This window comes from Arthrobacter sp. TS-15, assembly GCF_006964045.1.
Classification (GTDB): domain Bacteria; phylum Actinomycetota; class Actinomycetes; order Actinomycetales; family Micrococcaceae; genus Arthrobacter.
Genome location: NZ_SDXQ01000024.1, coordinates 125,632 through 151,096, shown reverse-complemented (window position 1 = coordinate 151,096; position 25,465 = coordinate 125,632). Strand labels below are relative to the sequence as shown.

At 58.1% G+C, this 25,465-nt stretch carries 22 protein-coding genes and 2 pseudogenes; 10 read left to right on the top strand and 14 right to left on the bottom strand.

Annotated elements, in window-relative coordinates; genetic code table 11:
• Nucleotides 1-1,155: RCC1 domain-containing protein (locus EU811_RS09440; protein WP_446698048.1), on the top strand; the 1,155-nt coding region annotated here is incomplete at its 5' end.
• A gap of 18 nt (nt 1,156-1,173) precedes the next feature.
• Here EU811_RS09440 and EU811_RS09435 read toward each other — a convergent pair.
• Nucleotides 1,174-1,386 (bottom strand): DUF4177 domain-containing protein, encoded by a 213-nt coding sequence (locus tag EU811_RS09435; protein WP_142938208.1) that lies wholly within the window; start codon nt 1,384-1,386, stop codon nt 1,174-1,176.
• 72 nt (nt 1,387-1,458) lie between these two features.
• Complete coding sequence (locus tag EU811_RS09430; protein ID WP_142938207.1) at nt 1,459-1,827, bottom strand: VOC family protein; 369 nt, start codon at nt 1,825-1,827, stop codon at nt 1,459-1,461.
• 62 nt (nt 1,828-1,889) lie between these two features.
• On the opposite strand from EU811_RS09430, the gene EU811_RS09425 reads away from it, so the two are divergent.
• Complete coding sequence (locus EU811_RS09425; RefSeq protein WP_142938206.1) at nt 1,890-2,357, top strand: MarR family winged helix-turn-helix transcriptional regulator; 468 nt, start codon at nt 1,890-1,892, stop codon at nt 2,355-2,357.
• A 232-nt stretch (nt 2,358-2,589) separates the two neighbouring features.
• Complete coding sequence (locus tag EU811_RS09420) at nt 2,590-3,378, top strand: hypothetical protein (protein ID WP_142938205.1); 789 nt, start codon at nt 2,590-2,592, stop codon at nt 3,376-3,378.
• 16 nt (nt 3,379-3,394) lie between these two features.
• Here EU811_RS09420 and EU811_RS09415 read toward each other — a convergent pair whose 3' ends face one another.
• The 3 genes from EU811_RS09415 to EU811_RS09405 form a co-directional block, all read right to left on the bottom strand.
• The gene (locus EU811_RS09415) at nt 3,395-4,054 is read right to left on the bottom strand and encodes a maleylpyruvate isomerase family mycothiol-dependent enzyme (RefSeq protein WP_142938204.1); all 660 of its coding nucleotides are present in this window, start codon (nt 4,052-4,054) and stop codon (nt 3,395-3,397) included.
• A 65-nt stretch (nt 4,055-4,119) separates the two neighbouring features.
• Entirely contained in the window at nt 4,120-4,401 is a 282-nt protein-coding gene (locus EU811_RS09410; protein WP_142938203.1) for a winged helix-turn-helix transcriptional regulator, read from the bottom strand.
• A complete protein-coding gene (locus EU811_RS09405; RefSeq protein WP_142938202.1) occupies nt 4,398-4,802 on the bottom strand; it encodes a VOC family protein in 405 nt (134 codons plus the stop codon). Before EU811_RS09405 ends, EU811_RS09410 begins: the two co-directional genes overlap by 4 nt.
• Before the next feature lie 417 nt (nt 4,803-5,219).
• On the opposite strand from EU811_RS09405, the gene EU811_RS09400 reads away from it, so the two are divergent.
• Entirely contained in the window at nt 5,220-8,726 is a 3,507-nt protein-coding gene (locus EU811_RS09400; protein WP_142938201.1) for a hypothetical protein, read from the top strand.
• 239 nt (nt 8,727-8,965) lie between these two features.
• On the opposite strand, the gene EU811_RS09395 is transcribed toward EU811_RS09400, so the two are convergent.
• From EU811_RS09395 to pdhA, 3 genes are read right to left on the bottom strand one after another with little or no spacing between them, the layout of a single operon-like run.
• Nucleotides 8,966-10,456, bottom strand: coding sequence for a dihydrolipoamide acetyltransferase family protein (locus tag EU811_RS09395; protein ID WP_238703372.1), 1,491 nt, complete (start codon nt 10,454-10,456; stop codon nt 8,966-8,968).
• Between the two features lie 2 nt (nt 10,457-10,458).
• Complete coding sequence (locus EU811_RS09390; RefSeq protein ID WP_142938199.1) at nt 10,459-11,547, bottom strand: alpha-ketoacid dehydrogenase subunit beta; 1,089 nt, start codon at nt 11,545-11,547, stop codon at nt 10,459-10,461.
• Nucleotides 11,544-12,761: a pyruvate dehydrogenase (acetyl-transferring) E1 component subunit alpha gene (gene pdhA / locus EU811_RS09385; protein WP_142938198.1), complete on the bottom strand. Its 1,218-nt coding sequence runs from the start codon at nt 12,759-12,761 to the stop codon at nt 11,544-11,546. Before pdhA ends, EU811_RS09390 begins: the two co-directional genes overlap by 4 nt.
• Before the next feature lie 171 nt (nt 12,762-12,932).
• Between pdhA and EU811_RS09380 the strand changes: the two genes are divergently transcribed.
• From EU811_RS09380 to wecB, 3 genes and pseudogenes are all read left to right on the top strand, one after another.
• Nucleotides 12,933-13,397, top strand: coding sequence for an Lrp/AsnC family transcriptional regulator (locus EU811_RS09380; RefSeq protein WP_014922530.1), 465 nt, complete (start codon nt 12,933-12,935; stop codon nt 13,395-13,397).
• Nucleotides 13,394-13,741, top strand: a complete 348-nt coding sequence (locus tag EU811_RS09375; RefSeq protein WP_238703371.1) for a hypothetical protein — start codon at nt 13,394-13,396, stop codon at nt 13,739-13,741. The genes EU811_RS09380 and EU811_RS09375 overlap by 4 nt, the downstream gene beginning before the upstream one ends.
• A gap of 124 nt (nt 13,742-13,865) precedes the next feature.
• A pseudogene (gene wecB, locus EU811_RS09370) lies at nt 13,866-15,008 on the top strand (non-hydrolyzing UDP-N-acetylglucosamine 2-epimerase).
• Here the strand turns inward: wecB and EU811_RS24565 are convergent.
• The 6 genes from EU811_RS24565 to EU811_RS09340 form a co-directional block, all read right to left on the bottom strand.
• On the bottom strand, nt 14,988-15,383 hold the full coding sequence (locus EU811_RS24565; RefSeq protein WP_160147635.1) for a serine O-acetyltransferase: 396 nt from the start codon (nt 15,381-15,383) through the stop codon (nt 14,988-14,990). The pseudogene wecB and the gene EU811_RS24565 overlap by 21 nt on opposite strands.
• 245 nt (nt 15,384-15,628) lie before the next feature.
• The gene (locus tag EU811_RS09360) at nt 15,629-16,885 is read right to left on the bottom strand and encodes a hypothetical protein (RefSeq protein ID WP_142938196.1); all 1,257 of its coding nucleotides are present in this window, start codon (nt 16,883-16,885) and stop codon (nt 15,629-15,631) included.
• Between the two features lie 115 nt (nt 16,886-17,000).
• The gene (locus EU811_RS09355) at nt 17,001-17,846 is read right to left on the bottom strand and encodes a glycosyltransferase family 2 protein (RefSeq protein WP_142938195.1); all 846 of its coding nucleotides are present in this window, start codon (nt 17,844-17,846) and stop codon (nt 17,001-17,003) included.
• Nucleotides 17,847-17,882: 36 nt separating this feature from the next.
• Entirely contained in the window at nt 17,883-19,172 is a 1,290-nt protein-coding gene (locus EU811_RS09350) for a glycosyltransferase family 4 protein (RefSeq protein WP_142938194.1), read from the bottom strand.
• Complete coding sequence (locus EU811_RS23520; RefSeq protein WP_342211717.1) at nt 19,165-20,058, bottom strand: glycosyltransferase family 4 protein; 894 nt, start codon at nt 20,056-20,058, stop codon at nt 19,165-19,167. The genes EU811_RS09350 and EU811_RS23520 overlap by 8 nt, the downstream gene beginning before the upstream one ends.
• A gap of 219 nt (nt 20,059-20,277) precedes the next feature.
• Nucleotides 20,278-21,804, bottom strand: coding sequence for a polysaccharide biosynthesis tyrosine autokinase (locus EU811_RS09340; protein WP_142938192.1), 1,527 nt, complete (start codon nt 21,802-21,804; stop codon nt 20,278-20,280).
• A gap of 745 nt (nt 21,805-22,549) precedes the next feature.
• Between EU811_RS09340 and EU811_RS24720 the strand changes: the two are divergent.
• From EU811_RS24720 to EU811_RS24560, 3 genes and pseudogenes are all read left to right on the top strand, one after another.
• Nucleotides 22,550-22,696: pseudogene (locus EU811_RS24720) on the top strand (DapH/DapD/GlmU-related protein); the annotation flags it as partial.
• A gap of 216 nt (nt 22,697-22,912) precedes the next feature.
• The gene (locus EU811_RS09330) at nt 22,913-24,157 is read left to right on the top strand and encodes a lipopolysaccharide biosynthesis protein (protein WP_142938190.1); all 1,245 of its coding nucleotides are present in this window, start codon (nt 22,913-22,915) and stop codon (nt 24,155-24,157) included.
• A 25-nt stretch (nt 24,158-24,182) separates the two neighbouring features.
• Nucleotides 24,183-25,427, top strand: coding sequence for a glycosyltransferase (locus EU811_RS24560; RefSeq protein ID WP_342211716.1), 1,245 nt, complete (start codon nt 24,183-24,185; stop codon nt 25,425-25,427).
• Nucleotides 25,428-25,465 lie beyond the last annotated feature (38 nt).

Genomic DNA, 25,465 nt, shown 5'->3' with positions numbered 1-25,465 from the left:
TGGAAAGCCACCGCAACCAACACCTGGCCCCTCTTCACCGCAAACCCCTGCCAAAACACCTCGGTAGTCAAACCGTCCGACCCGGTACAAACCGGCGTCATCGGCATGGCGGCGGGGATTGAGAACGCCTTCGCTCTGAAAGCTGACGGGACACTGTGGGCATGGGGTTTCAATGCCTCCGGAAATTTGGGGACAGGCTCCGATGCGTATGCCACCTACGTACCCGCTCAGGTTTTGGGACTTCGGAAGGTCACAGGTGTCGCAGCATACGGATACAACGCCTACGCGCTCAAGAGCGACGGATCCGTGTGGGCCTGGGGAAGCAACTACTACGGCCAACTTGGCAACTCAAATGGTGGGCAATATTCATCGGTTCCACTCGAGGTACAGGGATTGAACAGCGTCAGGAGTATCGCCACTAACGGGAACACAGCCTACGCATTGCGCTCGGACGGCACTGTTTGGGCATGGGGAAACAACACCAAAGGCCAGCAAGGGCAAGGCCACACTCTGGCGACAGGCCTCACTCCCCTTCAGGTGCAGGGTCTTACGGATGTCACCAAGATCTCGGGCGGCGGAAATTCAGGCTACGCGCTCAAGAGCGACGGGTCAGTGTGGGCGTGGGGGTACAACGGGGAGGGCCAGCTTGGCAACGGAACAACCGTCAACTCCTTGGTACCGGTCAGGGTTTCCGGCCTGGACGGCGTGCGGGACATTGTGGGCACCAGCTATGGCGCCCTTGCCCTTCGCAACGATGGAACCGTCTGGGCTTGGGGTCACAACGGGCTTGGCCTGTTGGCGAACGGAACATACCAGGGATATAGCGATGTCCCCGTTCAAATCCCTGGGCTGAGTGGCATCGAAAACATTGGAGCGAACGTCTATAGCGTCTTCGCATCGAACGGGGCAGATGAGTTTTGGGCCTGGGGGTACAACTATTCAGGGGAGCTGGGAGATGGCACCCGAAACAACGCAACCGCACCGGTTCGCGTGCAGCAGCTAAACGGTGTCCAGTTTGTCACTGGAGGCCTCTACACGTCCTATGCCCTAACCGGCGACGGAAGACTCTGGTCTTGGGGAGAGAACGGTCTGGGACAACTAGGAAACGGCACGACTGCAGACTCTTACGTTCCGCAGGAAGTTCCGGCCTTCTGATCCGGCGTGCGTGGAGCCCTAGCCGACGCGCTCAAACACCATGGTCGCCTGTATGCGATCGCCGCCGCCGATCATGCCCTTGCTTCCGCTGCTGGCGGTGGTGATGGTGTGGAGCCTGTAACCCTTAGCGGCTTGATCGTTGATGGCCTTTTCCAGGGAAGGCAGGTTGCCCGAACCGGCGCCCCACATTTTTTCTTTCAGGATCACCTGGAGAACCACGTATTGCTGCATTTGCGCCACTTCCTTCGGTTGCTGGACGGTTGCGTGCAAGGCTACTCGACGCCGGTGGGGAACCTTTGGGTTTCAGGCGCGGTCGTGAAGCGTCACGTGGTAGCCGTCGGGATCGGCGAACGTGAACGTGCGTCCGAAGGGACCGTCCATGGGTGCGGCGACGATGGTGTGGCCGTCGGCCAGGAGCGAGTCATGGATAGCCTGGACATCCGTGGCGTGCAGCCAGATTGCGGCGCCGACGCCCGGCTGATCAACCGATGTCAGGTCCGTCCCCGGAGCGATGGTGCGGAGTGCGAAGGTGATCGGCTTCGTGTCGAACACGACGGCGTGGGGCGGCCCTGCTTGCGAGCGGACAAGGCCGAGGTACTGCTCGTAGAACGCTTGAGACGCGTCGAGGTCGCGCGCTTGGAGTGAGATGAAGTCGGGGCCGGTGACGGGCATGTGATGCTCCTATGATTTTTTGTCAGTTATCTGACACGAGGAATCTATGTCAGAATACTGACATGAGTCAACCCGGGATCGACCTCACCACGTCACTGGGATATCTGCTGAAGGAAGCGTCGAGTGCCCTTCGCGCCTCCATGGAAGCAGCGCTGCGGCCACTTGGCATGACCATTACCCATTACTCTTGCCTGGAACTCCTGGCGCAGCGCCCGGGCTTATCTAACTCCGAGCTGGCCCGCGGCGCGTTCGTCACCCGACAATCCATGAATGTACTGCTCCAAGCCTTGGAACGCGACGGCTACGTGACCCGCCCTGCGGAGGCCCGAGTAGGAAAAGTCCTTCCTGCGCAGCTGACTCCGCTGGGTCGGAGCAGCCTTTCGACGGCGAGCACTGCGGTCCGCGAGGTGGAAAACAGGATGCTAGCTGGCATGACGCACGACGAACAAAAGGCCGCATTCAAGGCGTTGCGAAGCATGATCCATTCATTGGGCTACGACGCACTGGATGGCACCCATGAGAATCAGTAGGACCATCCAGCCGGGGCCGGTGCCTGCGGTTGGTAGTAGCCTCACCACTGATTTCAGTGGGCTCCTGTCATTTTTATGGGGTTGCATTAGTCGTAACCGATCCACTAACACCCCTTATTGTCTTGGGTTGTGTGCCGGAGGAGACTTGAGGCGACGGCATCCCACCTGGTACCGCCCGCGAGGCCACTGAGCTGCGGGGCCTCGCAGTACCCCAAAGCGGCTTGGTGGATCGGTGAGCCCCATGACACCCCTGGATCTGGCTACTCAAAGACGGCGCTATCTCTTACCTTTGCTGGTTATCGCACTCATTGGATGCCTCGGAGGGTGTGACTCCAAGCCCGACGACGCCTCCCTCCCGTCCCCAAGTTCTTCGACGACGGAGGCCCGCACGGCCCCGGCACAGACTGAAGGTGGCGCCCCCCAAACAGTCCCACTGCTGCCGGAGAGTGGCAACCTCGACGCCGGCACCTACCGGGTCCTCGTCAAGGGCTTCTCGGCGCCTTTCGAGATCACAGTCCCAGCCGGTTGGTCGACTTACGACGGCGATGGTGTGGCCAAAGATGACCCGAATCACCCGGACGAATGGGGGGTCTACGTGGGTTGGTGGCCCGCCGACTATGTGCCGACGGACGCATGCGCTTGGGAGGGGGCGCTCGTCAAGGTCGATCCGTCGGTTAAGAGCTTCGTCGACGCATTGACGGCGCAGACGTCCACGGCGAGCACCCCTCCCGTCAAGGTCACGGTGGGTGATTACTCCGGCTTGGAGTTCGACCACTTCGTCAAGGGCGGCGTGGACATCACAGGCTGCGATCGCGACAAGTTCTGCATCCACTCTGAATTCTCAAACGAATGCTCACGCTGGTACTCGAGCGCCGCTGAGCGCGAAACTTACCGGGTTGTGGATTTGAACGGCAAGCGCGCTGTGAGCTGGGTGGTGCAATTCCACGAATCGATCAATCCGGAGCTGACGAGAGAGGCACGCGCCGTTTTCGACTCGATCGCGTTCGGTCCCGGTAATTGAACGGGCGGCTGGGGAACTAGGCGGATCTCGCGGCCGAGATGTCCAGGCGTGAGCGAAGAGTAGGAACACCGGGACCCTTGAGGTCCTCAAGGTAGGGATGACGTCCGGCCATCGCCATCACCAGGGCGAGGGTCGTACCAGTAACCAGCGGTCCTGCACCTGAGGAGAAGGGACCGTCATTCGCCTCCAGCCGCAGGTCGGCGGCGTGCGTGCGGCTGGCGACCGCAAAGTCCCGGCGGGCGTAGAACTCCGCGACGGGCGTCAAAGCGTCAATGCTAGGAGTACGTGGAAGTCCCAGGGGCCGACGGATGTCCTGGGCATGCACCACTACCTCCCCCAGATACGCCGGTATATCGGAGGACGGTGCGATACTGCTGTGAATGACGGAGCGAAACCGGTCCAAAGTCTTAGCCGGGGTGCTACCACGATGCTCCTCAAGCCTGCGCTGGTTGTGCACGTCAGGGCGAAAACGCGCACCGAGCATGCTGCGCAGCCACTGCCACTGGTTAAGGCTCGCCGCTGCCGTGAGATGTGCGACCACTTTCTCCACATCCCACTGCCCGCACAGGGTCCTGTGACGCCACTGTTCCACACTAAGGCCCATCAAGTCCTCCATCAGCGCTGCGCGCTCAGCGTGAACCAGGGTCCAAAGATGGCCGTCCGAAAGTTTCCCCATAACTTCCTGCTTCCTCCACATGAGTGTCGTGGGTTCAACTCCACGCTCGCTTCTTATAGACGCATTCAAGCACAGCACCCGCCCCAGCGTTCCAGCGCGACGATCGCCTCGCGCAAGGCGAGCCCTTTTTCGGTCAGCGCGTAGGCCCGGGTGTTATGCCGGAGCGGCAGGCGGGACAGTACGCCAGCGGCTTCGAGCTCGCGCAGTCGGGTCGCGAGGATGTTGGTCGGTACTCCGAGGTCGCGCTGCAGATCGCCGTAACGCTGTGGCCCGTCGAGCAGCCGCTCCACGATAAGCAATGCCCACCGTGGTCCGACGATGTCGAGGGCCGCGGCAAGGTTGCTCACGCCGTCGGCTGGGCGTCCGGCTTCATCCAAAACGGTGAGTAGTGGTAGCCGTCAGGGTCATCGAATTGGCGCTGGTACATGAAGGGGTAGTCATCGGTGTCACCGATCCGCCCACCGGCGGCCCTGGCGCGTTCGATAAGCTCGTCCACCGCCTCTCGGCTGTCGAGATCGAATGAAACTGTGACCTTCGAGGGGGTTTCGGGTCCGCCCACCAACTCCTCGGCGCCACCGACGCTCGCGTACATCTCACGGCTACCGAGCATGACGTACTGCTCGGGGGCGATCGCGAAGCATGACACGTTGTGATCAGACATCTCAGTGTTGAGGGTCCAGCCGAGGGCGTTATAGAAAGCTGTCGCGCGCTCGACGTCTTCAACCGGGCATGTGATAAAGAGGCTCATGCGGCCCATACTTGCAAAATGCAAGTATGGCGTCAAGGCCTTAACGCTTTACATTGCCACTCCCGTATTCCCGGGCGGCTATCCGAAGAGTAAGGTGGGCCACCCCACCATCAGACGTTCGCGTGCAAGGTCCGTTTGTAGCCGGTGGAGCTCGAGCGAGGTGGCATCATGGCATCATTCAGCTCTCCAGTGCCGGCGCATCTGGGCATTTTCGTCACAGATCCGGACACGGGACGTCCCGTCCAGCGGCTGCCGCTCTATGCAGAAGTTGCGGTTCCGCGGATAATTCCGCCACCGCCTATCAACGAACGGTTCAGGGAGCCCCTGCGCGCAGCAATTATAAGCGTGGACCCCTCAGCTACCGGCGCCAGTCGGGACAGGGTGGAGAATGCGGCCCTACGTGCTCTAGCTTCCACCGTGAGCAAGGAAAGCCGCGAGCGACTGATCACTCAAGGTCAGATGGTGAACGACCTATTCCAGGAAGCACTCAAGAGTGTGTTGGAGGCGGCGGGCCGTGAGCGCCTTTCAGAGATTCCCGTGGCGGACCTGGAACGCCTCATGGCGGACGCGGTACGGGCAGCGGCTTCTCGACTTGGCCTTGAAACTGAGCCCGAGGTTCCGGACCAAAGCGCTTTATGGGCGGAGCCGCTAGGTGTACTGACCACCGACCATATGGGGTACGTCTCGTTCGATCTTCGAAGACTGGGAGCGGACGTCCAGTTGATGCTCTCGGAGGCCATCCAAGCCCGCCAGCTGGGCACTGGACCATCATCCAGCTTGGCCGTGTGGATCTATCCCAGTGGCCATTCGGGCAGGTTCGATGCGCTGGATCAGGCCCGCTTTTCCTCCGACGCCATACTCGCCCGACTTAAAGTATCGTGGCATACCCTGCCGTCCTCGCTGATCAACATGGGCCCCCGCGCACTGCAAAATCCCAGTCTTACAGACTGGAGGCTCTCCCCCGCCTCGTTTGCAGCAACTCCCACCACGCTCCTCGGAGCGGACGGTTGCGAGGAGATGGTCCCCTCGAACCTGGCGCTGCAGGAATTCGTCCTCCGCCAAGTGGTGCGGCTGGTGGACGTTCCCCCTAATTTCGGGGTTCCGCAGGAGTTTAAGGCCGCCTACGTAGACGACTACAAAGTCACATGGTTCTCCCTCGGTCATTCCCTCGGCGAGATTCTCTACAGCTTGCCGCTGGCACCTGGGGAGAGCGTAAAGCTGGCCGTGATCGACTGGTCCTGGGACAGCGTCGCAAAGCGTGACGAGAAAACTAAAATGACCGAAGAGTTGCTGCATCAGACCCACCGCGACCGCACCATTTCCGAGACGGTCAAGGCCGGGGTCAAAGAACTTCAACACGGGAGCTCGTTTATGGCGGGCGCCGCTGGATCATCGGGTGCCACGGGAGGTGCCAATCTGGGGGTCGTGGGGCTGGGTGCCGCCGTGGGAAACACCTGGAGCTTGGGAGGATCCACGGCTACCAGCGACGGAAGCAGGGATCTAGCGGCGGAGAACGTCCAACGACTGAACGACAGTTTTTCGCAGGCCAGCTCATCTCAGCGTGAAATCAACTCAACAGTTGTCATCCAGGCCCGCCAGGAGGAGAAGGAAAGTATCCAGACCCGCACCTTCTCGAACTATAACCACAGCCACACTTTGACGATCCTCTACTACGAGGTGCTGCGGCACTACCGGGTGACTGTTGAGTGGGTCCGCCGTCGCCCCTCCGTGCTGGTCCAGATGTCGCTAAACCTCCCCCAGGTCCTGACGGCGAAAGCACTTCTCCTCAGAAGATTCCAACTCGAACCCTTCCTTCTCGATCCAAAGCTGGCGGCAGGTTTTGACGCTGTCGCTCGAGTGGTACTGGGTGAGGAAAAACTGAAGCGCGAGGTGGAGAAGTGGGGTGCGAACACCCAGACGATCGACCCGGGCGCAAAGCTCTTCGTCAAGCTCATCGCCCAGTTCACCACCACCTCCGACGATACGTCGGAACCGGTCTTCGTGGTGCTCCATCTACTGGACGGACGGATTTTCGAGTTCCAATGCGATGGTGCTGGCGACGAGGGAACCTCCCCCGAATTCGAGAAAACCCTACCTGTCGCTATCCCCTGGAAAGACATCAGAGGCATCGAAGTAAAACTGAAGGACATCAACTCGGGCGGTGATTGGCAAGAGTCAAACATCCTGGTGACGATGGTGACGGTGGAGAACGAGCGAATCAATATACTCGCTGATTCCGGCACCCGGACTTTGGATGATGCCGGTGGGAGCACCGGGTTGCTCCCTTCGAAACAACCTCCTTCAGCAACCACAACCACCGTGGGACTCAAACCAAACCGTAATGACTTCGTTTCGGCCGAAGACGACGTGGCTTTGCAGAGTCTAGTCGCCCATCTGGATATGAACCGAGGCTATTACAACAGCGTCCTAATGCTCGGAACGGATGCCAACACAATCGCCAAGGATTTCGAGAAGAAGCAATGGTCGCCGGGGCAGGTCATGTCCGACCACGTCGACCCCACACCCTTGGAAGTGTTTGGAAGCTACGTGGCATATGGGCTGGCGAAGCAACCCTCCGCAGTGGACGACACCACGGTGGTGGACATCGCCGCGGCACTGAACGGCACCGACCCTACGCGCCGCCAATGGGCCACCTCCGTTCTTGCAGCCATGAGTGAGCAGGACCGGCAGACTGTACTTGAGAGGTTGCCGCTGGCCTCGGCCAAGTCCGAGCGGCTGATTTCCATGCCAACCCGGGGCGTTTTCGCTGAAGGCAAGCTCGGCCACTGCAACGTCTCAGAGGAGATCGATAACACACGCTTCTGGAAGTGGGACGAGCACCCCATACCTATCGATGCGCCGGGCATCAACCCGGTTACGCCCATCCAACCTCAACCGCAGCAGCCCGGTGTGGCTCCCACACCATTCCCACCTGCAGTAGTGAACATCGTCAGTCCCAGCCCGGCTCCTGATCCCGGCGGACTCGCGGCAGCGTTATCTCTCCTGGGGACGCCCAACATTTTCCGTGACATGTCAGGCCGCCAAGAAGTAGCGGACCTGTTGAAGAAGCTTTCCGACAACACCATTGCGATCGCAGAGGCTGCCAATAAGGCCCGGGACATCCAGGCCAAATACGGGATGGGCCTGGATAAGCAGGAGAAAGACGCCGAATTGGGTACAACGCAAGCCGGGGCTGAGGTTGCCAAAGAAATGATCAGGCAACGGCGGGAAGAAGCACAACAAGTCTCACCCAGCCAGGCGCAGGACGCCATCAAACTGTCTGAGTCTGAGACGCGCAAGGGCAATAAGTCCCAAGAAGAGCACAAGGACTACAGCAAACAGGTCCAGCAAAACGTCCAAGGTGCCAAACCAGTCCGCAAGTCCAAGAGCACCATCAAACTCAACGTCGATCTCAAGGGCTATGGCAACAATCTCCTGATCGGCCGGTTCGGCATTGATGTCAAACAACGTGGGGCCTCGGTTGGTTTTCTGACAGCCACGGATTACTCGCGGCAGGGCCAGCTGGAAGTTGGAGTCACCAATGAATACGACGACCCGCGCTACTCACTTGAGATCAACGGCGAAGTTCTAGGCGGCGTAGGCATCAACGCCGAGCTCCGAGGCCGGGGCGTGGTCCAGATCCCCCGCGAAGACTTCGACCTGTACGACTACTTCTATCTTGTGGCCACGGCAGAGTATGGCGAGTTCGACTTTGAGACGACCAAGAGCGACGAGGTGTCCGAGGAAGTGGCCAAGAAGTTGGGCGGCGGAGTGGATCTCGCCTACAAACAGATCATCACAATGAAGACCGAGGGTGGCATCGAATGGAAGGACGGCAAAAAGCACACGTCTGCCTCTGCCGTGAAAGTGAAGGTGGTCTATTACACGGGTGGAATCACCATGAGCTATAGCAAAAAGCCTTAGGTCGCATGCGGACGTGATGTGGGTGTTGCGCTGAAATATGTCCCCCGCCCAACCGGCGGGCAACCTGAACTGGGAAGCCCGCCGGTGGGCGGATGATAGAGCGTTCGGCTCAAACCCCCCGGAACTGATAGAGCGTCCGGCTCAAACCCCCCGGAACTGATAGAGCGTTCGGCTCAAGCCCTCGGGATGTGAGAGAGGGATCCCGAATTGGGGATCGGATGTGAGAGAGGGTGCGGGGGTTACATGTCGGCTAGTGCGCCGCCGGGGTTTTCGATTGCGTCGGCAACGTACCGGAGGAAGCCGGCCGCGGTTTCGCCGTCGCACACGCGGTGGTCGAAGGCGAGGGTCAGCTCGGTGACCTTGCGGACGGCAAGCTCACCGTTGACCACCCAGGGCTTGTCGATGATGCGGCCCACGCCCAGCATCGCGACCTCGGGATAGTTGATGATCGCGGCCGAGCCGTCTACACCGAACACACCGTAGTTGTTCAGCGTGAAGGTGCCGGAACCCAGTTCGGTGGGGGTCGCCTTTCCGTCACGTGCGACGGCGGTGAGTCGGCGGATCTCTGCGTCCAGTTCGCGGGCACTCAGCTCGTGAGCGTTCCGGACAGAAGGAACCACGAGCCCGCGGTCGGTCTGCGCGGCGAAGCCGAGGTTGATCCCGTCGAACCCAACGATCTCCTGCGAGCCATCCGAAGCGGTTTCAAAGCGCGTGTTCAAGGCCGGGTACTTTTTTAACCCAGCCGTGACAAAACGGGCGATGAAAGCCAACAAGCCAGGGGTGTCGTGCGGCGCGCGCTTCTTAAGTTCGGCACGCATCTCCAACAGGGCGGTCGCGTCCACGTCCACCCACACGGTGGCTTCGGGGATCTCCGAGCGGCTGCGGGTCATGTTGGCGGCCACGGCCTTGCGGACCCCACGGACAGGCGTCCGAGCCGAGACTGACAAACCAGTCCGGCTGTCCACGGCACCCGCATCAATAGAAGCAATAGCAGGAGCGGCAACAGGGGCGGCCACCGGAGCAGGAGCAGCAACAGGCACAGAAGGCGCAGTGATAGCCGCCTCCACATCCCGCCGCATGATCAGCCCACTGGAACCTGAGCCCTCAATCGCGTCGAGGGAAACCCCATGGTCACGCGCCATCTTCCGCACGAGCGGCGAGATGACAGCACTGAGCTTGCCAGGAATACGCGTCCCCGCCACAGCCGGCTCCATCACCGGCTCAGCAACAGAAATAGGAGCAGAAACCGAAGTACCGGCGACGGCGACACTCGCCTTACGAGGTCGGGTCCGCCCACCGGTCACTCCCCCGGGCGTTCCGTACCCGATCAGCACGTTGCCCGAGCCAGCCTTCTCCTCGGTCCGGTACGTCTCCGCGGCGGCTTCCGCGGCCGGCGAAGCGTCAAGACCGGAGGACACCGGCGAAGGATCAACAGACCCAGCCGGAACAGGAGCCGCGGCAGCGGGCGAAGCCGCAGAAGAACCAGCGCGAGCGATCGAGATCAGCGGCTTGCCGACGTCGAGCGTTTGACCGGCTTCGCCGTGCAGCTCGGCAACGGTGCCGGCGTAAGGCGAGGGCACCTCAACCATGGACTTGGCGGTTTCAACCTCGGCGATGGGCTGGTCAACCACAATCTCGTCACCCACGGCAACGAGCCAGTTCACCAGTTCGGCCTCGGTGAGGCCCTCCCCAAGATCGGGCAGTTTGAAGACCTGCATATCTGAGCTCATGGTCAGTCCTCCCATTGAAGGTCGTCGACGGCGTCGAGGATACGGTCGACGCTTGGCAGGTAGTAGTGCTCCAACTTGGGAGACGGGAACGGGACGTCGAAGCCGGTCACCCGAAGAATTGGCGCGGCGAGGTAGTGGAAGGCGCGTTCCTGGACGCGGGCCACGATCTCTGAGGACACGGAGGCGAATCCGTGGGCTTCGGCGATCACGACGGCGCGTCCCGTCTTGCGTACGGACGCGCAGACGGTCTCGTCGTCGAAGGGGACGAGGGTGCGGACGTCGATGACTTCCAGGGACCGGCCCTCTTCGGCGGCGGCTGCGGCAGCGGCGAGCGCGGTGGGAACGGACGGACCGTAGGCGATGAGTGTCGCGTCTGTGCCGGGACGGGCAACAGCTGCGCGGCCCTCGGTGGAGGTTCCGGCGTCGTGCTCTGCGCGCAAGGCACCCAGGTCCACTTGGTCCTTGGACCAGTAGAGCTTCTTGGGTTCCATGAACATGACGGGGTCGTCGGAGTCGATTGCTTCGCGGAGCATGCGGTAGCCGTCGGCCACGGTGGCCGGGGTGTAGACCTTCAGGCCGGCGGTGTGGGCGTAGTAGGACTCGGAGGAGTCGCAGTGGTGCTCCACTCCCCCGATTCCGCCGGCGTAGGGAACACGGATGACCATGGGCATTTTGAGTTTGCCCTTGGTGCGGTTGTGCATTTTGGCTACGTGGCTGACGATTTGTTCGAAGGCCGGGTAGGCGAAGGCGTCGAACTGCATTTCGATCACGGGGCGCATGCCGTTGATGGCCATGCCCACGGCCATGCCCACGATGCCGGATTCGGCCAGCGGGGTGTCAAAGCAGCGCTGTTCGCCGAACTCGGCCATGAGGCCGTCCGTGATGCGGAAAACGCCGCCCAGCATTCCAACGTCTTCGCCGAATACCAGGACGGATGAGTCGGCGCGCATGGCGTCGGCCATGGCGGTGTTCAGCGCCTTGGCCATGGTGAGGCTTTGCGGGCCGGTGGCTTCGGCCGTGGCCGCGGCGGAAGCGGCGGCGCTGGCGGTGGCTGCGCTGACGTTGCCGTTAACGGTAGTGGTGACGGTCATTTTGCGCTCTCCGTTCCGTGGTTGTCGGCGCTTTCAGCGCGGGCGAGTTCGCTGGCCAGCAGCTCTGACTGTTCTTTCAGCTGCGGCGTTTGCTTATCGAAGACGTACTTGAAGAGGTCCAGCGGCTGGACGGGGACGTCCTCGCCCAGGCCTTCACGGAGCTGGGTGGCGACGGCCTCAGCATGCGAAGCGATCCGCTCCGAAGCAGAGGAATCCAGCAGCCCTTTGTCCGTGAGGTACGACTTCATGCGTGCCAGCGGATCCTTGGCCTGCCATTCGGCAACTTCGCTGTCCGGGCGGTAGCGGGTGGCGTCGTCGGCGTTGGTGTGGGCCTGCATGCGGTAGGTGTGGGCTTCGATCAGGAGCGGGCCGGAGCCTTCGCGGGCCAGCTTCACGGCCCGGTCCATCACGGCGAGGAGCGCGACGAGGTCGTTGCCGTCCACGCGCTCACCGGCCATGCCGTAGCCAACAGCCTTGTGGGCCAACGACGGCGCCACGGACTGGTGGCTGAGCGGTACGGAGATGGCGTACTTGTTGTTCTGCACGAAGAAGATGACGGGCAGGTGGAAGACGGCGGCGAAGTTCAGGGCTTCGTGGAAGTCGCCTTCGCTGGTGGCACCGTCGCCGCACATGGCCATCACTACCGTGTTTTCACCGCGCAGCTTGGCGGCGTGGGCAACGCCCACAGCGTGGAGCAGTTGGGTGGTCAGCGGGGTGCACTGGATGCCGACGTTGTGCGCGCTGGGGTCGTACCCGCCGTGCCAGTCGCCACGGAAGATGGTCATCACCTCAACGGGATCCACCCCGCGGGTCATGACGGCGACGGCGTCACGGTAGGTGGGGAACAGCCAGTCAACTTCGCTAAGGCACATGGCAGCTGCAACCTGGCAGGCTTCCTGGCCGTGGCTTGAGGGGTAGACGGCCATGCGGCCCTGCCGGACCAGCGCAGAGTTCTGATCGTTGACGCGGCGTCCGACGACGAGCTGCTCGTACGCGGCCATCAGTTCAGCATCGCTGGGTGTGGGGTATTCGTGGCCGGGTTCGGTGCCTTGCTCGTCATGGGAGCGGAGGGTGCCGTCCGGGTTCACCATTTGGATCTGGTGCCGGGCGGGGAGCATGTAGTCCTCAACGCTGATGCCGAATTTTGTCCGAACGTCAGCAGCTTGGTCCTCTACAGCCGTTTCCGGCGCAGAGTGATCTGCGTGGATCGTCATTGGTCCGTCCTTCTCTAGCCACTATGTGCTTCCAGTATGTTCCTAGGCCTTGTTTCGTATCCAGCTTTCCGCCTAATCATGGAAGCCCTTGCCTAAACTGGGTATTCTGAAAGACAAATTGCAATTGTGAGCTGGGTAACGTGCCCGTGCTGTAGACGAATTGGAGAGCCAGTGAGCGAGGCCGAGGCGGAGCAGACCGCCGTACCGCTGGACAGCGTGGACCGGGACATCATCCGCGAGCTGACCACCGATGGGCGCATGTCCATCACGCAGGTGGCGGAGAACGTCCATATCAGCCGCGCCCATGCGTACACCCGGATCGCCCGGCTCACGGGTGAGGGCGTGCTGACCAAGTTCACGGCACTGGTGGATCCCATTAAGGCGGGCCTGCGTTCCTCCGCGTACGTGACGTTGAAGGTTCAGCAGCACTCGTGGCGCGAGTTGAAGGAACAGCTGCGGGCCATCCCGGAGATCCATCACATCGCTTTGGTGGGAGGCGACTTCGACGTCATCCTCCTGGTCCGCGCCACAGACAACATCCACTTGCGCCGCGTCATCTTCGATCAGCTCCAATCCATGGACGGAATCCTGGACACCCAAACCTTCCTGGTGTTTGAGGACGTAGACACCCGGTGACGTTCAAACGAAAGCTCGCCTGGACGCTGGCGGCCAGCGTTATGGCGGGTGTCCTGTGGCTGATTGCCGCCTTCCAGCTCTTTCACAATCCTCCCCGCGACGTTCCGCAGCGGACTGATGCCATTGTGGTTCTGGGCGGCATGAGCAGTGAACGACTCCCAGTGGGCCTCGCCTTGCGGGAGCAGTTGGGCATCAAGGACTTGGTGGTGATCACCACCGGGCTGCCGGCCAACGCCGGTTCGGACGAGTTTTGTGAAGCGCACGACGGCGACCCTCACCTTGACTGCTTCCGCCCGGATCCGTTGAACACCAGGGGCGAAGCCGCGCGGCTAAGCGATGTTTGATGTGTGGTTGAGGCCCGAATGCTAAGCGTTCTGCGCACTTCCTTCGTGTTCTGAACGGCTAGGAATGCACTAGTTTCGAGCGCCTTCCGGGGCCGGTCATTTGGGGGTAAACGTGCACACCATCATGCCTATTTTTGGGACTCGCCCGGAAGCCATCAAGATGGCTCCCATTGTGCGGGCGTTGATGGAGTCGGACCTCTTTGAGTGCGTGGTTACCGTCACAGGGCAGCACCGGGAAATGCTGGACCAAGTCAATGAATTGTTCGGTATCACTCCGGACCACGACCTCAACATTCTCCAGCCAGGGCAGTCCCTCACGGACATCATGACCCGCACCATGAGCGGGCTCGACAAGCTGTTCGCTGTTTTCAGGCCGGACGCCGTGATAGTCCAGGGCGACACCACTACATCCACTGCCGGAGCCATCGCTGCTTTCTATCACGGCATTCCCGTGATCCATGTTGAAGCCGGCCTTTCGCAGTGGCAACCTGCTCTCGCCCTTCCCGGAAGCAGCGAACCGTAAGATCACCAGCCAGATCGCATCCCTGCACTTGGCGCCCACCAGTACCAGCCGGGCGAACCTACTGGCCGAGGGCGTGGCGGGGGCGAACATCGTGGTAACCGGCAATTCAGTGATCGATGCATTGCTGACCACCGTGGATAAGCAGGTCCCGTTCTCCGATCCCCAGTTGGAGTCCCTTGCTGCGAGTGGTCGCCGAATTCTGTTGGTGACCACGCACCGCCGCGAGAACCAGGGCGACGCCATGCGCGGAGTCGGCCGGGCCCTCGCCCGCATCGCGGACGCGGAGCCGGATCTGGTCATCGTCCTTCCCGCCCACAAGAACCCCGTGGTCCGCGAAGCCGTGCTTCCATCCTTGGAGGGCAAGGCGAACGTGGTGGTTACCGAGCCCCTGGCTTACGGCGAGTTCACGCGCATGCTCTCGCTGGCCCACATCGTTCTGACCGACTCCGGTGGAGTCCAGGAAGAAGCACCCAGCCTGGGCAAGCCCGTGCTGGTGATGCGGGACAATACGGAACGCCCCGAAGCCGTGGAAGCCGGCACCGTTGCGTTACCGAGGTGAGCCGGCTGCTTCACGATGCTGAACACTTCGAGGCCATTGCGAATGCCGTGAACCCCTACGGCGACGGGCTAGCGTCAGAGCGCACGATCGCGGCCATTGCGGAGTTGCTGGGCGTGGGGCGCCGGGTGGAGGAGTTCGGCTTGAAAGTTCGACTTGACCATAATTCACTCGTCGATGTTCTGTAGCGCAATTGGGGCGTTCCCTAAGTCGACAGCCTGTCCGACAACACGCGCCGGGACTCCAGCCATGAACGCCCCCCTGGGTACGTCACGATTGACAACCGCATTTGCACCGATGACAGCACCGTCGCCTATGCGAATGCCCCCAAATATCTGCGCCCCTGGTCCGATCCAGACATTGGAGCCCACCTTGGGCACCAATCCCCCGCTTGAACCCAAGGTTACGCCCTGATGCACGGTGCACCCTGACCCCACAACCACTTGAGGGTTAACGACGATGGTCCCCGGGTGAGCGATTCTTAGCCCAGGACCGAAGACTCCAGGAGGAATGCTGTATCCCAACCGCTCTCCCAGTCGTTCCAGGCGGAATCGAGACTGCATGTACGCGAGCCTGAGAAAGACCGAAGATCCGGCCCGGTGCTTTAGGGTTTCAGTACGCCGCAGTAGTAGCTGAAAGTACACGGGTCGCTCCGAAAAACGATAGACAAACCGCCACGACCTGAATCCGTGAGCGGCTAAGTCATCTTTGAAATCATTACTAAACATAAATTAACTTGACCCTTCTGGTGATAACCGCCATTACACACCTTCTGAGTTGAACTCAGAACTACAAGAACCAGGCCGAATCAGAGGGGAACTGATCCTGTGAACCGATCTGACTCGTTGCTACGCTTCCCGGAATGCGTACTCAGTGCAGACTGATTGTCAGACCTTCCAAGATAGAAGTTGAGAAATAGGAGAGCTATGATGATCGGAAGAAATCGTGATGTCCCCACATAATAAATCCGGACAACTTCCAATACGCTAATTGCCAAAGAGCAGTAAGCCACAAGCGCGACGATACCTCCGCGCGAGGCTCGGTTAGCAATCCACACGATGACGAAGCCGAAGACTACCCATGATATAAGGGATGCAAACCTTCCTAGAGCTGCATCGGTTAGAAGAAGCCCAGAAACATTGTTGAACTCGGGATTTGATCCAGAGTTCAGCGCATAACTAAAGCTTTCATTGCTAGCTTGAATTTCCTCACCCCAGCTGCCAACAAACGGAAGGCTGAAACGGCCTTGTAGAAGCCCAAAGATTGATAACTCGGACGTGGTTTGTGCCTTCAGGGAACCATTATTCAGGGCTGTGGAATAATAACCCAGTAGCCTTTGAGCCGCAAAATCAAGAATGTTTCCATCATATCTGGCCGCATAATAGGTCAACCACGAACGCGGATACTCAAACAGCGCGAACACGGCGACCAAGAGTCCCAGAGACCCCGCCCATGTGGCCAGCCATCTAATGGGAGTCTTGACAACGGCAAGTGGCTTTGACCGAATAAGCGCCCATGCCATGAGAGTACTTACCCCTACTTCAATGAGAGCCAAACGCTCGCTAAAGAAAAGCGCCCTAAACGTTACAGTTCCCAAAAGAACTAGAAACATTACGGCCGGAAAATTGTTAGTCAAGCGCCATCTGATAACAAGCAGCGGCCCTAGGATGACTGCGAGCTGCGACCACGTAGTCACTCCACCGATTGGCGCGAGAATCACACTTTTAAGAAGGTAAATGGTTTCACCCTGCCCAGTGAGGGCGCTGAACAGCATTGAAACACTGAGACCTCGAAACACTCCAACTGCAAACCAAATCGCGTAAGAGGAAAAAGTTATAAGAGCAATCAACCTCGTAGCGATCTCCAGACGACCCGTCTGGAGATCGCTGATATAAATAGTGGTCGACCTTCGATGGGTTACCACAGCCAGGGCGAAAACCGAGAATAATATTAAAATATTTGCGATTGCAGCCATCTTATAATCTTCGGTGAAGAAGTATGGCTGACCCCAGAGGGCCATGAAGCTGCGTTCCGGAACAAACAGAGACCCGATAAGTGTCGGCATCGGGAGGAGCATGAGTAGCCCTATGGGCGCCAGTGACCAGTGAAAGTTTATTGTGAGACTTGAAGAGATGGGTTGCGAGGGCTGAGCAGACTTGAGCGTTAGTAGCCTTCGGGATTTAGCGGTGTACCGCACGCTGGTCCTCTCGCTGATCAAAGGTGCGACCCAGTAGTCCTTCAACACGACCCACTGCAATGGAGACGCTATCCCGAAGGTTATATTTACCCTTCGAGCGAAAAAAGAGTGTTAAAGCTCCCATTATTGACCGAAACCGTCTGATTTTGGAGTATTGCCACCTAGACTGCACGAAACCATACCCACGACCATAGGCTCTGAGTTTTCGCCGTCGGTCTCTTGGTTGAAGTCCGGAGGTCTCGAATTTTCCAAAGATAGAGAGCTGCCCCATGAAACGGCAGACAGTTGGACGCTGCCCAATTCGCAGCAGTAAATCCGTACCTTCGCCACTTTGCCAAGGCGAGGAAGCACCTGAGCCTAGCATTTCGTCGAAGCCTCCCGAATCGACAAATATCGTAGAGCTAATGATCAATCCAGGTTCGAGAATTTTCCAGACATTTTCCTTATCGAGGACTACATCTTCATTTGGGATGGCATATCTTGGACCTAACTCATCAACACAAGAGACTGCACCTATTGCGCATCCTTTTAGTCTAGGCACCAGGTTGGCTATGAACTGCGGCGAGTAACGAGATGTATCGTTTGGGAAGGTAAGAAAATCAACCCTGTCGGCAATTGCGAAGCCACCACGATTACGCCCGGCGGAAAGTCCCCGGGGCGAACTGATCACATCAACAGGCATGACGGAACGCAGCTCCGCGAGGGCGTTGTCCAAACAAATTTCTGACTGGTTTACGACGATTACGCATTCAGGCATCACAGTTTGCTCTTTTAGATCAGCAAACAACGATCCCAGACTGTCCAGACGGCCTATGGTACTTATCACCACGCCGACCCTAGGGTTAGCCGTAGAGTATTCTGACAATTAACCCACCGACTCGCGGCGTGCATCGGCACTTGGGACTTGTTTAAAATTATTACCTATCTTTTTGGGCATTTGAGACGCTTCGCTGAAGACATTTTCAAGCATCTTGGCAACTGCATTTATGTCGAGCGTGCGGCTGCGAATCTCGGCTTCACGACCTAGGCGTAATCGGAGATCCTCATCGTCTATCAATGAGGCCAATGCGTCAGCGAGCGCTTGAGCATTTCCAGGTTCGGTCATGAGGCAGTCCTCCGCATTCGTGCAGAAGTCGTCAAATCCACTACCGCTCGTGACGACGACGGCTTTTGCGGCCATTTTCGCTTCAAGCGCCGCATTGCCGAAAGCCTCAAACCTCGAAGGAAAGACAGCAACATCAGCATCCATTAGTTGCTCGATTGCTTGTGCTCTTGATAAGTGACCATGCACAGCTACGTGGCGCCCGTGTCGAGCACTCACTTCTTCGATATAAGCGTCGGAAGACACACCCCGAATCGTTTCCGGCTTGCCGACTACCGAAAGGTCAAACTTCTTCCCGCTAGACCAGAGCAGTTCAGCCGCATCCATCAATATATCGACCCCCTTCCAGGTGGACAGCCGCCCAGTATAGAGAACCCGGACGGCGCGATTGCCATCGGAATCGGAGGCCCTGCCGCGGAGTTCATCGATTACGCTCTTATCCAAGCCATTTGGTACCACTACGGCTGGCACCTCGTCCACAGGCCAAATTTCTTTTGTCCATCGAAGAATGGCTGAGCTCACTGCAACAATATAGTCCGAGCGAGTAGTCTGGACTCTCTCTAGCATCCGCTGCAGCGACGCCGAAACGGATCGACTCTTTGGAGTTCCACTGGCGGCCTCGGCCTGTTCAAGCGAGGTAGCCAGGCTTGTCACTAGATGTCCGCCCTCTTTTGAACGGAACACGGAGTAGAGTGAGGCCCACCCGCCCCATTCGGGCGCAAAAACGATGTCGTACTTGGTCCCACGACCAAGTACACTACCAAATCCCAGGGCGTTCGCCAGCGGAGTTGGCATTCCACACATGCGTAGCAGCCTCACAGAACGAATTTCGATCCGAACCCCGTGGATGATGCGGACTTCAAGGCTAGTGTTCCTCGACTTGGAGGGACGGTGAACGAGAACGGTTACTTCGTGGCCGAGCCTGACTAATGCTTCGGCCGTAGCCAAGAACCTGACGCCAATACCGCCAGTGTACGGCGTGACACCAGGCAGTTCGTTGGTGATGAGACAAATTCGGAGACGTTCAGCGGTAACTTCACTTTGCTCAGACAAGGCTCTGCGTTCCTTTTCTAACTATTTCTGCGGTCTGCTCCCAAGAGAACTTACGTGCTGCCTCTCTCCAGTTCTCAACTTCGGTGTTAGTTGGCACCGTCGAGGTCATGGCTGAAACCAGCGCGGAGGCAATTGACTCAACATTGAGCGGATCAAAATATGATGCGTTCAGCCCACAGATCCAGCGAAAAACGGGGATGTCTGAAACCACGAGTCTCGCTCCGGATGCCAGTCCTTCAACAGCCGGGAGCCCGAAGCCCTCGTCCAGACTGGGGAAGATGACCGCCTTGGCAGACCTGTATAGTGTCGCCAGCGTGGCATCATCCACGTAGCCCGTCAGAGTCACTTTTCCGAAAGATCTAAGGTCACTCTCGGCAAACGCTTTTGCTGCCCCGCCGACAACTACCAAGCGGTATTCCTGTTGGAGTTGCCTTGGTAGCGACGCATATGCCGCCAGTAAGCGATCGTAGTTCTTACGCGGGTCGATACTACCCACCGTCAACAAAAAAGAGCCTGGGGTCAGTCCTCTCCCTTCGAGAACCTGATGATCGAGTTCGTCATCGTTGAAGAACTGGGCACCCGGTGCGTTCGGCGCAACAACAGAATCCAAATCGAATAGATCTCGGACGCGGTCTCTAGTCGATGGGCTGACAGCAAATCTAACGGCTGCAGACTTAATATGGGCCCTGAGCAGAGGCGCATGCGTTGCCACGTATTTTCGACTGAACCACTCTGGATTCGTGAGAACAAAAAGGTCATGAACTACGACGCAATGCTTGGTACGAAGAAAAGGCGCTCTGGATGTAAGGGAAAGCAGTGGGAGATTTGTTTTGCGGACTGACAGCGATTGCACCCAAGCCCAAGTTTTAAGGGCACTTCCACTCATGGCTACCGGCGGAGCCACTTCCACGGCAGCCCCGGATTCCAGCAGACGGTTTGCAACCTCTGTCGCATACCGCTGTTGGCCCGTTATGCGCTGGGGCCTGAATGCGCCATTAACAACTAAAGTTGGCGGTGTAGTGTCCACGGTCGTCAGATCCGTCCTGTGTCAGCTGAATTCCCAGTGAGCGACAGTAGCAAACTGGGTTAGGTTATTTTAGATCCGCTAGCTGCTCAGAGAATCCGGACCCTTAGGAAAGCGGTTGGCCCGTCGAGCCGGCGCGGAGAACGACGTGTCGTCTTGGACAAGACCCATCCCCGCAACCGTCATGGCGTTTTGAGGTCTGTCGCCGGGTCGGGTCCTAAGTCCCGCCTTTTGTGCCCCCTGGGTTGATGAGGCCTTTTCGTTGCTCGAGTAGTAGCCATAAGCATAGGCATCAGGGCCTTTGCCTGGAAGACGGTTCAATACCACGCCGAGTAACTTGGCATCGACCATTTCCAATGACTCGAGAGCACGAACGAGCTCCTGCTGCCGAACTTTTTGGGATCCAACGACAACGACGACGCCACCTACGTGCTGCGAAAGAACGGCAGCGTCGGTCACGGGCAAAAGCGGCGGGGCATCAATGATTATGCAATCGAACACTTGTTCCAGTCGGGCCACAAGCGTCTTCATCTCGTCCGAGCCGAGAATTTCACTAGGGTTAGGCGGGATCCTGCCCGACGTCATGACAAATAGCCGGTCGTCCCCCCAAGGCTGGAGAACATCGTTGATGTCTGCAGCACCGATGAGCACCGTCGTCAACCCAACGTTTTGATCAAGATTCAAGTAGTCGCCGACCATAGGTCGTCGCAGGTCGGCATCAATTAGGCAGACTGATTGGCCGGACTGAGCCATAGCAATTGCTAAATTGACAGCAGTCGTGCTCTTTCCTTCACCGGGTAAGGAAGAAGTGACTGCGAGCGTCTTAGCGCTGCCCGAAATGTCCGCAAATCTTAAGTTCGTCCGGAGTTGGCGGAAAGACTCCGCGCGGGGGCTCTGGCTTCCAGTCTGGGTGAGCAGGGGGCTAGCGGCCACATCGGAAGAGAACGCGATTCCACCCAGGACAGCCGCTTCCGTTATACGCCGAACGTCTGCTTCACCACGGACTCTGGTGTCGAGTGTCGTTCGCAGAACAGCAGCCCCGGCGCCAGCGGCTAGTCCGGCTAGGAGACCAACAACAATATTCATGCGCGTATTCGGAGCTGAAGGCGTCGTGGGGGCGACAGCTGGGGAAATGACAGAAAGGCGCACAGGCGAAGTGCCGCCAGCTTTAGGGCTCTCCAGACCATCGATTGCCTTGACCAGACTGTTAGCAACAGCCTGAGCGATTGCCGCAGCCCTTGCCGGAGATTCGTCAACTGCGGAAATGTTGATCAGCACAGTGTTTAGGTCTGCCGTAGCTCTGACTTTCGAAGCCAGTTGTTCTGCCGTGTCTTCCAGGCCCAACTCATCGATAGCGGGCTGCAGAACAATCGGGCTCGTAACTGTCTTAACGTAGGACTGCACCCGCGCCTGGCTGAAGGTGTTGCCCTGCTGGAGCTCCTGCACTGTTCCGGAGTTCTGAATCGCAACAAAAAGTTGCGTGTCAGCCGTGTAAGTAGGCTTGACCAAGAGAGAGGCCGAGGCGCTCAGCAATAGACCGACAGCAGTCAATCCTGCGATCAAAATCCAGTTTCGCCGAAGCAAGTGCAAGTAATCGCGTAGATCCAAGACCGGTTCCCCTTGTTTTAATGTTTGACACGCTGTCTATGGACGCGCAACAGAGCAGCATCATTCGTCTCGTCGTCCCCAAGTCTACTGTGGACCCACTCACTGCCGTAGCATGTGACTCCGTCGCGCACGCTCGAAAAGCCCATTACTGGATACCAGACTTTTGTAGATGGATGCTACAAAGGCAGGCGTTTCACCACCGCGCCGAGCGAAAGAAGATTCGAGCCGGATACCAATCCTTTCCAGGTTCAGGCTTCGCCGTGTAGGCGATGACTTCGTGGCCGCCTGACACAAAAAACGCGCGCGATAGACCCTATATCACGTGATATGCGTGTATCCCTACTCGTCGGATGCAGGCGGGCTCCCGGACCTCTAAGCGTCAAAACATTCTGAGGGGAGCGGCTGAAAGTTGCTGTACTGTCTTGCTCGACAGCGGCCTACAACCCAGACCTTGGCCGTGTGACTACTACTAGGGGACTCGAGCATGTTTGCATTTCTTCCACCGCATTGGCGTTTTAAGCTGCTCTCGAAATTACAAGGTGGAGTTCACGCGGCGCGTTCGCTCGGCGTGACAGTAGGTAGCGGTTGCAGAATATACTCGTGCACTGTTGCTTCTGAACACGAACTGCTCACCATTGGTGATCGCGTTACTGTCAGTATCGACGTACTGTTTGTGACGCATGATGGCGCGGGCTGGCTAGCGAACGACGAGAAGGGTCGCCGATTTCGCCTTGCCCCCATACGCGTGGGAAATGACGTCTTCATTGGTGCCCGCTCGATCATAATGCCGGGAATTGATGTTGGGGACTCGTGCATTATTGCTGCCGGCAGTGTCGTAACTAAGTCAGTTCCTTCGGGTTCCATTGTCGGCGGGAATCCAGCGCGAATTATCGGATCATATGATGAGTTTCATACCCGAGCGTTGAGCGAATGGACACCAGTTCGAACAGTTGACTCTACCTACAAGCCCTTCTTAAAGAGTAGCCTCGACAATTAAATAGATATTGTTCTCATGGCGCGCCACTATGCAGGGCAAATAGAAACACCACGCCGAAAAGAAAGTAGCTCAGGTCGAAGGATGGGAATCGGACGCTCCCCGGGGGCCAGTGTGTTGTCTATTGCCGAGCGATTGGTTCAACGCGGCGCTGCGGTTGCAGTGACGTTCTTACTGGCGGTTTTAGTAAGTCCCGAACTTGTGGGAGTTTACGCCACGGCACTGATGGTGCTTGCTGCATATCAAGCCATTAGTGAGACTACGATCAGGCAAATTGGGGTATCACTTTGGAATTTTCGAGGTGCCGCCCGCTTCTTAGAAAAGTCATCTGCTCTGTCAGGATTCATCGGGATGCTGGCTGTTTGCATTGTGGTCGCCCTGCTGGCTATCAACATGCAGTCATGGACGACATTCTTTAAGCTTGTCCCGCTTACAGCAGTGCCGCTCGTGACATCTACATACTTGTCGGCGCTGTCTAGGGCGCAACGGGCACCTGATGGATGGCCAGTTATTGCTAAATCTCAATTGATTGCCTCAGCCGTCTCGCTGGCAGTTTCTATTCCCTTGATGTTTATCTTCGACTTTGGAGCCGCATCGATGCAGATGTTGATCTCTGAGTTGCTTTTTGCATTGTTGATAACACGATTTAAGGAACGGCCGCTCCGTTCCACGTTACGTGTTAATTTTTTCCATTCCTACTATCTCCCCACAGCCCTGAGCAATACTTTCGGCTGGGCGCAAAGCCAGCTTGAAAGATTGATTCTTGTTCTTATTTCAACGGCACCTCAGGTCGGAAGTTACAGCCTCAGCATCGCGATAGCTCGCTCCGGCTCCGACGCCATAATCTCGGCTTTAATCAGCGTCCTACGCGCCCGACTCTCCTCAACAACTGATGTTGAAGTCAAGAATAAATACTTGCGTGCTGGTTTATACCGTGGGATAGCCGCCGCACTAGTTCTCCAAGCATTCGTCTGCCTAGCGGCAGTTCTCGTGCTGCCACCTTTACTCGGGTCAGAGTGGAAACCTGCCATCCAGGCAACAATAGTCTTTTCAGCATCCACAGTGTTTGCGGCCGCTGTATGGTCCCTTAGCGCGTACTTGATCGATTCTGGGGAGGCCAGAAGACTCCTACCAGCGCAAGTCATTGGAATTGCGCTCTCCTGTGGCTGCGGTTTTCTGCTTAGTGTGTCACTGGTCATCGGAGCGGCCGTCTGCGTAGGGCGGGACGCAGTTGCTGTAGGGATGCGGATGTGGCTCGCGCGCGCCGCATTGGGTTGGCGAGAAGTGCTGATGGTTTGGTTCCTGGGATGCGTCTCAATTGCCATCTCTGTCACAACCCTTCTCTGGAGTACGTCCTGACGTTAGCCACCGACTAAGATCGTGCATGGAAGACCGGCTGACTACTCCGCCTGGCTCAACAATTTTACTGATTTCTAAGGTGCGATGCGCCTTAAACAGCGCCATTCCGGCGAAGGGGGATGTCCGAATGAGCGGTGTCATAGTCCACGAGTGGATCGATTCCACGGGCGGTTCAGAAAAAGTACTCGACGCCATGTTCGAGGCTTTTCCTGACGCTAACATTCACTGTCTCTGGAACGACGCGCCGGGCAGGTTTCCTGAAAGTAGGGTGACCGAAACTTGGCTAAGCCGAACTCCACTCCGTCGATGGAAGGCCGTTGCGCTTCTCTTCATGCCAGGAACATGGCGCAGGCTAAGGTCCCAGGCGAGCTACAACTGGATGCTCGTCAGCTCACATCTGTTCGCACATCACGCCCAGTTCCCGGGCAACGGCAAAGGTATGCGAAAACTTGTCTACGTTCATACTCCAGCACGGTACATATGGGTCCCCGAGCTAGATTCTAGAGGCGCAAATCCAGTCGCCCGAATCCTTTCACCTCTTCTTCGTTTCTTGGACAAACGACGAGCGCAGGATCCCGCTTGTGAGTTTGCCGCGAACAGTAAGTTTGTCCAGGAGCGCATAGCTGCAACTTGGCAGCGACCTTCCAGAGTCATCTATCCACCTGTCGATGTCACCTCAATACAATCCGTCCCGTGTTGGCGCGACAAACTAACTAAGGATGAACTAGAAATTTTTGACGCCCTCCCAGCGCGGTTTGTGCTAGGTGCGTCAAGATTCATTCCATACAAGAAGCTCGACATGGTCATTAAAGCTGGCAACGAGGCTGGGGTTCCGGTCGTAATTGCTGGAGCCGGACCCGAAGAGCAAGCTCTCCGGACACTAGCAGCCGAGTCCCGTGTAGATGTCTTCTTCGTCATTCGTCCGAGTACGCAGTTGCTATATGCGCTCTACCAAAAAGCATCAGCCTTTATTTTTCCGCCCGTTGAAGACTTTGGAATTATGCCGGTCGAGGCTATGGCCGCTGGCCTACCAGTTATCGCCAACGCCGAAGGCGGTGCGTCGGAGTCGGTTCGAGATGGTGAAACGGGATACCTCATAGAGAACATTTCGGTCACCGGAATTGCAAACGCCATTACTGAGATTTCTCGAATCGACAGGAATCGCGTTCGAGAAGGTGCGGTCGCTTTCTCCCGCGAGCGTTTTCTCCGGGAAGTTCAGGATTGGGTAAATGAAGGACCTAAAGCGACGGAGTTTACTCACTCTCATTAGATGATTTGCCGAGTGCTGTAAAGAGGACGTTTCGCTTG